The sequence below is a fragment of the Mesomycoplasma lagogenitalium genome, from assembly GCF_029854295.1.
GTDB classification, from domain to species: domain Bacteria; phylum Bacillota_I; class Bacilli_A; order Mycoplasmatales; family Metamycoplasmataceae; genus Mesomycoplasma_A; species Mesomycoplasma_A lagogenitalium.
Genome location: NZ_CP122979.1, coordinates 99,726 through 110,093 on the forward strand (window position 1 = coordinate 99,726; position 10,368 = coordinate 110,093).

Annotated in this window: 7 protein-coding genes; all 7 read left to right on the top strand. The window is 25.2% G+C overall.

The features are described 5' to 3' along the window. Nucleotides 1-9 precede the first annotated feature (9 nt). The 7 genes from QEG99_RS00440 to QEG99_RS00470 are packed head-to-tail and all read left to right on the top strand — an operon-like array spanning nt 10 to nt 10,358. Nucleotides 10-2,313 (top strand): hypothetical protein, encoded by a 2,304-nt coding sequence (locus QEG99_RS00440; protein WP_280102046.1) that lies wholly within the window; start codon nt 10-12, stop codon nt 2,311-2,313. Nucleotides 2,314-2,315: 2 nt separating this feature from the next. Next, the gene (locus tag QEG99_RS00445; protein WP_280102047.1) at nt 2,316-2,801 is read left to right on the top strand and encodes a hypothetical protein; all 486 of its coding nucleotides are present in this window, start codon (nt 2,316-2,318) and stop codon (nt 2,799-2,801) included. Between the two features lies 1 nt (nt 2,802). After that, nucleotides 2,803-5,931 (top strand): ABC transporter permease subunit, encoded by a 3,129-nt coding sequence (locus QEG99_RS00450; RefSeq protein WP_280102048.1) that lies wholly within the window; start codon nt 2,803-2,805, stop codon nt 5,929-5,931. A 1-nt stretch (nt 5,932) separates the two neighbouring features. Further along, entirely contained in the window at nt 5,933-6,886 is a 954-nt protein-coding gene (locus QEG99_RS00455; protein WP_280102049.1) for a sugar ABC transporter permease, read from the top strand. A 1-nt stretch (nt 6,887) separates the two neighbouring features. Continuing rightward, complete coding sequence (locus QEG99_RS00460; RefSeq protein ID WP_280102050.1) at nt 6,888-8,087, top strand: ABC transporter ATP-binding protein; 1,200 nt, start codon at nt 6,888-6,890, stop codon at nt 8,085-8,087. Continuing rightward, nucleotides 8,087-8,623 (top strand): hypothetical protein, encoded by a 537-nt coding sequence (locus tag QEG99_RS00465; RefSeq protein WP_280102051.1) that lies wholly within the window; start codon nt 8,087-8,089, stop codon nt 8,621-8,623. The genes QEG99_RS00460 and QEG99_RS00465 overlap by 1 nt, the downstream gene beginning before the upstream one ends. Next, on the top strand, nt 8,601-10,358 hold the full coding sequence (locus QEG99_RS00470; RefSeq protein ID WP_280102052.1) for an alpha-amylase family glycosyl hydrolase: 1,758 nt from the start codon (nt 8,601-8,603) through the stop codon (nt 10,356-10,358). The genes QEG99_RS00465 and QEG99_RS00470 overlap by 23 nt, the downstream gene beginning before the upstream one ends. Nucleotides 10,359-10,368 lie beyond the last annotated feature (10 nt).

Consider the following 10,368-nt stretch of genomic DNA (forward strand, 5'->3'; position numbering starts at 1 on the left):
AGGAAAAAAATGAGAAAAAGTAAAAAAATATTAGGACTTTCAGTTTTGGGATTACCGGTTTTAGCATTTATTTCATGTGGAGATAATGTTAATGAATTTGCTAACTCTAAAGAAATAAGAGTTGCTAAATATGGTCCACAAACCGAATTTTGAAATCAAGTTGAAAACGAATTTAAAAATACTGAATCATATAAAAACGGGTATAGATTAGTTTTTATTGAAAAAGAAGTTTTCGGTGCTATTGATCAAATAGTAAACACATCTTTATTAGATAAAAATTCACCTGATTTAATTTACAGTCCGCAAGACAGAATAACAGATTTATTAAGTAAAAGAGCCTTAAAACCTTATTCAGAAGAATTTAAAAATAAATTAATTCAACAAATTAATGCAAGTGATGCGGAAAAAAGTTTTATTAATTCCTTCGGTTCATTTAGATATGTAAATGATAAAAATGCTAGTTTCTATAATTTCGCTCATAACAAAGAGGGAATTGTTATGATGTCAAGTCAAACATTAGAGGAAGTTAAAAAAGATTTAGAAAATAAAGACACAGATGAAATGGTTGAATTAGTAAAAGAAGGAAAGGCATTTTTCAGAATTCAAGACGGATGATACGGTAATGGTATTTTAGGTGGACATTTAACTTCTGATGAAATGAAGAAAATGTTTTATGTTAAAGAAGATGGAACATGATCTTCAGGATTTTTAAAATCAGATTCAAATCATAGCAAATTTAAAGAAGCTGTTAAAGTAGCTGCTGAATTAATGTTCCCAGTGTGAGAAGCGGCATTTTCTAAAACAGAAGAAGAATATAAACAAACAAAATGAAGTCAAAATGGAATTGAACAAAATGATTTAAAAACATTATTACAACACGATATGGGTCCTGTGCAAAATAAAGTGCAAGAACTTTTAGCTGCTAAAAAATTAAAATATGCTTTTGTAGGTTCGTGAGATGTTGGTAATGCTTCAAATCAAGGAATTAACACTTTTTTAAATACTCCTAAATTAAAAAATGATAAAGAATACATTCAAGCAGCTGGTTCATGATCGTGAGCAATTAACTCAAGAAACAATGGAGCATCTGTTGAGAGAGAAAAAGCATTAGAAGAAGTTTTATCAATTATTTTTAAAACAGAATCATATTATGCATACTTCAAAAAAGATACAAAAATTCCATATTATACAAATATTCAAGATAGATTGAAAACAAGACTTGACGAAGATAGAAAACTTCAACAAACTTCATTAAGCACATTCGCAACAGAAGCCGGGTATGCTAATATTGATGAATTATTAGCAAAATTTAATGAAAATGTTAATATAGTTCAACAAAATTTATCAAAAGTTTATGGTCAAGATAAAAGTTGAAGTCAAGAACAAAATTCTTCTCCATTAAATGATGCTAATTTATACACAGAAGTATACGATAATACAAAAAGTAAATATCCAGGTGTAACAGATGAACATTTAACCAAACTAACATCTAATCCTTTAAAACAAGCTACTGGATTAAGAAATGCAATAGCAGCACTTTTAGGATTAACAGATTTAGCAAATTTAAAAGGTTCAACCAATGAAACATGACAAATTGCTAAAACATTATTAAAAACTAGTTCAGTTCCTAAGGATTTAGAGCAAGATGAAAATAACTTACACATTAGAAAAGTGGAAAAATTAATTTTTGGAGCTAATGGTGATAACGGTGGCGAAAAAGTCGAATTAACACAAGAACTAAAAAACGCCGAAAGTAGAACAAAAAAATTAGCAGAAGTTAAAAAAGCAGCAGCTGAATTTTCAAAAACTTATGCAAAAACCGCTGTTAATGAAGAGACAATTAATAAAGCTGCTGAACTATATTTTAATAATTACATTAATCAAGCAGATTGACTAAATTGAAAAGACGGATATGAACCTCAATTTTTAGCAACTAAATTCCCTAAAAAAGATTCATCTTCTTCTGATAAAACAGTTTCAGAAGTTACTTTATTAGTTAATGAATACAAAAATGGAAATGTTGCACAAAAAATTATCGATGTTATTACTTCTACTAAACCATTATCTGAAAAAGATGGACTTGGAGTATTTAACATAAAAGAAGGAAGATTGGATAATTGAAATCCACAATTTAAGCAATTTTGAGGAATATGAAACGATCAATCATTTGGTAGTGCAAAATTCTATGAAAGTATTGCTAAAGGAACAACATTAGAACAATTCCAAGAAATATTTGTAAATAAAATTGATGAATTAGTACAAGTAAACGTTAATACTTGAAATTCAAGTAATGCACCTGACTTTATTAAATAAAAATGAAATATAAACCAAAAATAGAAAGAAGAATATTTTATTTATTGATTACACTTCTTTCTATTTCTATTATTTTTTTATTATTTTGACTTTTAGAAGGATTAATAATAGGAACACAAGCATTTGATAATTTAAAAGATCAAGAAAGAGAAAGTGCAATCAATACTTTTTTAACAGTTAGATATGTTGGTTATATCACTAATTCAGTTGTTATCATTGGATATTTAATAAATATTATTATTTCTAAAAAATATGGTTATGGTTATTTATTTTGTTTTATATGAATTTTATTTTTCATAGGAATTATAATTGCTCCATATTTTACAAGCGGAAATATAAATGAAAATATCATCAGGCTAATGATTGTAATTTTTTGAACAATAATATTTTCTATTTTAGCAATAATTAACTGTTATTTATTAATTGATTTAAAAAGAAAAAGATTAATGCATCATTATAAAAAACTACGAATAAGCAAAGGAGGTTAAATTGGAAAAAATTAAATTATGAAATTGATATGGCGAAAGCTATGAGAAAAAAATTAATGATAAAAAATATTCATATAAAGATTTTATTAACCAATCTAAAAATGTTTATGATCGTAAAAAAAGAAATCTCGATTTAAAGAAAAAAATTGATAAAAATCTGTTTTTAAAAGCTAGATTGAATTTAAAAAACGAAGAAAAAAGAGCACTAACTACTTTAAAAATTTCACATAGAAATGAATCACAAATTTTAAAAGAAACAATTAAGCAATTAAAAATAGCAAAAGATTTAAAATCATTAATTAAATTTGAGATTAAAAAAATTGATAAAAAAAACATTGAATCAGCTAATTATGTTCACAATTACTATAAAATGCTTTTAAAAACAGCTGATGATGTTTCGATTAAAGAGCAAAACATTCAATCAGTTTTAGAAAAGGCAAAAAGTGATGAAAACATTCTCTTAATGCATAAAGCATTTTTAATTATTATTTATCAATACATAAAAATTACCAACAATAAAGAAAGATTTAGTAAAAAATCAGTTTTTGAGAACATTGATAAATTCACAAGTGAACAGCAAATTATTTTAAATGATGATGCAAATATTAAAAAAATAAAAGAACTTTATAAAGTCTTAATAAATAAACAAAGTAAATTATTTATTAAAAAAAGTGAAATAGAAAATCAATTGCCAACAATTAAAAAAGAATCAAAAGAAAAATTTAAAAAAGAAAAAAAAGAATTAAAAATTGATTATCAAAAAAGGATTTTACAAGCTGAATATTCATATAATGAAGAATATCAAACAAAAATTTTAGATGCCAAATCAGAATTAAAAGAAAGAAAATTAAAAATCAAGGCAAAAAAAGTTGAGTTAATTGAAGCGAATAAAGAAAAGAATTTAAAATTGCAGCAATATTACGCTGGTAAAAAACTTCAAGAAAAACAAATAAAACAAGAATATAAACAAGAAATTAAAATAGTTAAGGATTTATTTAAAATTAACAAGCAGTATCAAAAAGCACTTATTATTGCTAATTTCTTAAAATTAAATGCAAAAAAACATTTAAAAGATGTTTATGAAAAATACCATTTATCTTTAGTTGATTTTCATACTAAAAACAAAGAAAATGAAATAGTTTTCAATAAAAATAAATCCCATTTTCAAGATGTTATTAACAAAGTTGAATCGACAATAAAAAATATTAAAATAGAAGATAAAAAAAGACTGGAAATTCATTTAGAAAATCATTTACCATTCATTTATAGAAAAAGTAAATATAAAAATGCGCTTTTATATGTAAAAGCAAATTATTATAAAAAATTAGGTCAATTAAAACAAGAATATAGTTATGATGGTGATTTTCTTATCAAAAAATCTGATGCTTTATTTGAATATTTAAGTGATTGAAACAAGCAATTAAATAAATTTAATTATGAATCTAGAAATGCAAAATTAAAAATTTTAGAAATTGATAGTAATCCACTTCAGGAAAATAAAGAAAGATTAGAAAATAAATTTTTATCTATAAAAACAGAATATCAAGAAAATGTTAATAACTTAAAATCTAAATTAAAAGCAAACGAGATTACTAAAAAGGCATATTCATTTAAATTAAAAGAATTAAAAATTAATTATAAAGAAGATATTAATTCCTTAAAATTATTTGATGAAAAAGAAAAAAATAAATCTATTTTAAAAACTCAGTTTATTAGATTAAATTCAAAAAGAAAAATAGTTAAAAAAATTTATGAATCAAAAGTTACTGAAGTAGTAAAACAAATACCAACAGAAAATAAAAATGGCGCAAAATGAAAAGCGATGTTTTTAAATTTATTATTTCCAGGACTTGCGCAATTATTTATTTTTAAAGAATATCGTAAGGCAATTTTATATTTAATTTTATCAACACTGTTTTATGCAGTATTTGTTCCCTTTTCATTTGGAATAACTTGAAATAAAATTGGAGGAATTCAAGGAATTATTGATTTAGGTAAAAGTATCCATAATTTTGAAAAAGGAATTTTACCAGATGCAAGATTTTGAATGTTCGGTGCTGCAGCTTCATTTATTTTATTAGCAGTTACATTAGCATTTATCATTTCCAGTGCAGTTGGTGCATATAGGCAAGGTAAATTTTTAGAAGAAGGAATGCGACCTCAAACTTGAAGTCAAACAAAAAAATGATTAAGTGAACAAGGATTCCCTTGGTTAATTTCAATTCCTGGATGATTTTTAATTGCATTTATTGTTTTAGTTCCTTTAATTACATCATTATTAATTTCCTTTTCAAACACTGGATTTCAACATACACCTCCAGGACAAACGGTAGATTGAATTGGATTTGGTCAATATGGTAAATGATGAATTTTTAGAAATAATGGACTACTAACATCAATTTCTAGAGTTGTGGGTTGAACATTAATGTGAACCTTTTTATCAGGTTTATCTGTAATTATAGTTGGAACATTATTTGCAATTTTAGTTAATAGTGAAAAAATTAAATTTAAAAAATTCTTTAGATTGATTTATATCATTCCGTGGGCAATACCTGCCTTTGTTACAATTATTTTCTTAAAATCAGCATTTCAAGCAGATAGTTCATCTTTAATTAATTACATTTTAATTAAGTTAAATATTATTGATAGTGGAATTAACTTTTTCGCAAGCACTAGTTGAGTAAGATTTTTATTAATAGTAATTCAAACTTGATTAGGACATTCTTATATCTTTTTATTAATAACAGGTAATTTACAATCGATACCGAAAGATATATATGAAGCAGGAGAAATAGATGGCGCAAGAAAATCAAAACTATTTTGACATATAACTTTACCGATTTTACTTTCTTCATTAGCGCCTTTATTAATAGGACAATTTACATTTATGTTCAATAACTTTACAATAATTTCACTATTTTCAGGTGGTGGACCTGCATATTTAAATCCAACCGCCTTTCAAGAAGCAAGTACAGATATTATTATTTCATGAATTTATAAACTAACAACCGCTGTACAAATTGATGGAAACGTTGCATTTTCATCTGCGCTTGTTATTTTAGCATCATTAATATCTGTATCATTTGCAGCATATGGATTTGCAAAAAGTTTAGCAAAAGGAGGTAAATAAAATGAAATTATTTTCTTTAAAAAGTAAAATAAAAGATAAAAAAATTAAAACTAATGCTTTTAAAAATAGTAAAATAAAAATTCATACTTCCGATTCTAAACCACTTACTTTAATAGAAGGTATATATTTATTTTTTAATTACTTGCTTTTATTAATTTGAGTTTTTATTATTTTATTTCCACTAGTAACTATGGTGTTAGCTTCATTCAATACCTTCAATCCTAGATATATTTCTTTATCACCGGATTCATTTAAATTTGGTTTTGATAATTTTGTGTATTTATTTCAAAATGAAAGAAGTTTATATGTAAATTGATACATAAATACAATTATTATAGCATTATCAACAATGTTGATTACAATCGTTTTTGTAGCATTTAATGGTTATGCCTATTCTAGATTTAAATTTGCAGGATCAAAACATTCGCTTTCAGTGATTATGTTATTACAAATGATTCCAGCAACGGCTTCACTAATTTCGCTTTATATTATAGTAACTCTAGGAAGAGATTCGCTTGGATTAGATCCGAGAATTACATTAATATTGATTTATTCAGGTGGTGCAATAGCAGGGAACACTTTTGTTTTTAAAAGTTATTTAGATTCAATTTCGCGAGAATTAGATGATTCAGCAAAAATCGATGGTTGTGGTAATTGAAAATTATTTACTAGAATTTTATTACCAATAGCAAGACCAATGATCGCAATAATTGCCCTATGATCGTTTTTAATTCCTTTTGGTGATGTGATTTTGCCTAAATTTACAATAGCAGATATGAAACAAACAACATTAGCTGTGGGACTTGATTCATTTATTTCCACAGAACCAAAACATATTAATGCCGGAGCATATTCAGCAGGTGCTCTATTAGCATCAATTCCACCATTTGTATTATTTATGTTATCACAAAGACATATTGTTGGTGGTTTATCAGAAGGTGCAGTGAAAGGATAAAATGAAAAAAGAAAATACTTTATTAGAAAATGTTGAATTAGATGACATTAATGCTTATGATTTGAAATTTGATACATTTTTAAATGAAATTGGAGAAATAACTCAATCCAATAGTGGTGGAACAATTGAATTAGTTAATTTATCAAAAAAATACGAGGGTAATGATAAATGAACTTTAAAAGATATTAATTTAAAAATTGAAGCAGGAAAATTTTGCATTTTTTTAGGACCATCAGGTTGTGGAAAAACTACATTATTAAGAATGATTGCTGGACTTAATTCAATTACTAAAGGTGATTTATTATTTAACGGAAAAAGATTTAATAATCTTTCGCCTGCAGAAAGAAATATTGCAATGGTATTTCAATCATATGCCCTTTATCCTCATATGAATGTTTATAATAATATGAGTTTTGGTTTAAAAATTGCTAAAGAAAGAAAAGATACAATCGACCGAAGAGTAAAAGATGCTGCTAAAATTTTAAAAATTGATAATTATTTATACAATAAGCCACGTGATTTATCCGGAGGTCAAAGACAAAGAGTTGCAATTGGTAGAGCAATAGTAAGAAAACCATCGATCTTTTTAATGGATGAACCTTTATCAAATTTAGATGCTAAATTACGTGAATCGATGAGAAGAGAAATAGTTCAAATTCACAGACTTTTAGGAACAACATCGATTTATGTTACTCACGATCAATTAGAAGCAATGACAATGGGAGATCAAATCGTTGTTTTAAATGATGGTAAAATTCAGCAAAATGGTACAAGCAAAGAGTTATATTTTAAGCCAGCAAATATTTTTGTTGCTAAATTTATCGGTTCGCCTACAATGAATTTATTAGTTGGTGAAAATCAAGATAATAATTTTGTTTTAGAAGGAACAAAATGAACATTAACTTTACCAGAACAATTAAAAGAAACTTTAAAAGATAAAAAAGAATTAGTTATTGGTTATCGTACAGAGGATGTTATTATTCACGAAAGTCAACAACCAAATTCTATTAGAGGAAAAATTTTTGCTGTTGAATCGCTAGGAAAAGAACTTTCAGTAGTAATTAAAATAAATTGAGAAAAAGAAATTGTTGCAACTGTTTTAAATAATCGTGATTTTGAATTATATCAAATAGTTTGAGTTTCATTTAATGACGAAAGAGTACATATTTTTGATAAAAATACAGAAGAAAGATTAAATTAATGAAATATTTTCAAACATACACATATAGAAAAATTACTTTTATTTTAATGATTTTAGTTTCAATAATCAGCTTTGGACTGTTTTTCGGTTTTTATCAAAGTGCATTAGATTATTTAGAGGAAGAGAAAAATTATATTGGTGAAAAATTTAATAATGAAAATTCGCAAATATATGCACAATTACCAATATTTAGAGTAATATGAGTTTTATTTTCTCTTTTAGTTGCAATAATAATAGTTATCTCTATTATCAGCACAGTAAATTATTTAAAACAAACTAACAACAATTTATTATTTTTAAAAATTAATATATTTTTAGTGATTTTTGCAATTATTTTAATTTCAATTTTACTTTCATTTCAACCACCAATTGCAGAAACTTTATTAAGACAGGAAAGAATTATTAAAACATTAAATCCTCCTGATTATACAACAGGATGAATAATTTTTGTTTTATTATTAACTACTGGAATTTTCGGGCTTTTTTCTTTAAAAAACTTTGGTTATTTAAAAAATGACAAAAAAATCATTTTATAAAAAATTATTAATTACAAATGCATTTATGGCTAGTTTATTGACAGTTGTTTCTTGTTCAACAAAAAAATCTTTAAATTGACAAGGAAAAGAGTTTTATCAAGAATACAATAAATTAAGTTATAAAGATGATGATAAAAATGTGCAATTTATTGCACCTTTTTATAGTAAAAATAATGAAAAAAGTTCCACAATTTATCAACTTTTAGTCTATGCATTTGCCGATGGAAATAACGACGGAATTGGCGATTTTATTGGTTTAAAAAACAATTTGAATTACTTTGTTGATTTAGGAATAGATCAATTATATCTTTCACCAATTCACCCTGCAAGTTCTTATCATGGTTATGATGTAATCAATTATACAGATGTAGCTCCAGAATTAGGTGGAAAACAAGCATTTATTGAATTTTTACAAGAAGCTCATTCAAAGGGAATTAAGATTTATTTAGATTTAGTTTTTAATCACACCTCTTTTGAACATCCTTGATTTTTAAAAGCATTAGAAGGCGATGAAAAATATAAAAATTTCTATCGTTTTTATGAAAATCAAATCCAAGATACAAATCAAGATACAGATCAATTAAGAAATTTATTTCCTAATTTAAAAAATAAAAAAGGTACAAATAAGTGGTATACATCAAAATTTTGAGCTGGAATGCCAGATTTAAATTTGGATAATCCAGAAGTTATTCAAGAATTAAAATATATTCAATCGTATTGAACTAAATTAGGAGTAGATGGGTTTCGATATGATGCTTTTGTTGAATACTTTTCTTCAAAAAATGAAACAAAAAATAATTATAATGAAAATAAAATTTTTAGTGAATTAAGGGAAGCTAGCATTCAGGGACTACAATCTATAAATCGAAACTTAGATATTTTTATGATGGGCGAATGATGAGATTCGCCTTTAAGTGCTAAAAAGTATTTTTATGATGGACAAAAATTAGCTCTTGGAACAGTTTATGATGGTAAACATTGAAAAAATAATTTCTTCTTTTTAAATTTTAAACACGATCAACTAAAAACATTTTTAAATAATTTAGGTAGTGAAAAACAACATTTATGAATTCCGTTTTTAACTAATCACGATGTTGATCGCTGAATTAATTCATTTCGAAAAGCTGTTGAACAAGAAGACGATTTATCTAAAAATCTTTCTGATAGGGCAAAATTAGCTGTTAAAAATGCTTATTTCTTTTTATTATCGATGCCGGGAAATCCAATAATTTATCATGGCGATGAACTTTATATGCACTCTTCTCAATCTAAAGGCGATTCTTTTATGAGAGAACCATTTAAATGAAAAAATAAGGATCTGCAAGTAAATTTTAAAGAAGAAAAAAGTCCAAATGATCACATTCATTTAAATTATTCTAGTGATATTGATTATGTTGAAGATCAAGTAAATAATCCAAGTTCAACATTTAATTTAATTAAATTTATGAATAATTTTAGGAAAAAACATCCATTTATGTACTTGCAAGATTCTAAAACCATAGCTGATGCAAATGAATTTGTAAAAAATCCCGACTATAGAGTATTAGTAAGGCAAAATATCGAACAAACAGAACAATATTTATTTATTTTTTCAGCAGGTTTAGGTAAAAAGACGAATTACAAATTAAAAGAAAATGTAAAAGCAGAAATTGTTTATTCAGAAAATGTAGAATTAAAAAATAATGAAATAAATCTCAATGAAATGGGATTTGCAATTTTAAAAGTAACTAATTAAAAATAAAAGC